General features: G+C 47.4%; 1 protein-coding gene. It reads left to right on the top strand.

The features are described 5' to 3' along the window. Position 1 precedes the first annotated feature (1 nt). The coding region (gene atpF, locus AB4653_RS28345) for a F0F1 ATP synthase subunit B (protein ID WP_372105961.1) at positions 2-331 on the top strand (330 nt) is incomplete at its 3' end.

The following is a 331-nucleotide window of genomic DNA, read 5'->3' as shown; positions in this document are numbered from 1 at the left end:
CATGAAATATGTATGGCCCCCTCTCACCGCGATGTTAGACGAGCGCCAAAAAGAAATCGCTGATGGTTTACGCCACTCAGAGAATGCAGCGAAAGAGCTAGAACTAGCAAAATCAAATGGCGCACAACTCGTCGCAGATGCGAAAAAAAATGTGACCGAACTGATTGAGCAAGGCAAAAAACGCCGCAACGAAATCATCACCCTAGCTCACCAAGAAGGTGAGCAAGAAAAAGCACGCATCTTAGAGCAAGGTAGAGCTGAGCTAGAAGGCGAACGTCAAAAGTTACGCCGTGAACTTCAGGCGGATATGGCAGACGCTGTTATTCAAAGT

It is taken from the genome of Vibrio sp. 10N.222.48.A3, from assembly GCF_041475345.1.
GTDB classification, from domain to species: Bacteria; Pseudomonadota; Gammaproteobacteria; order Enterobacterales; family Vibrionaceae; genus Vibrio; species Vibrio tasmaniensis_A.
The sequence above is the reverse complement of the archived record's forward strand: the minus strand, read 5'-3'. Positions and strand labels throughout refer to the sequence as shown.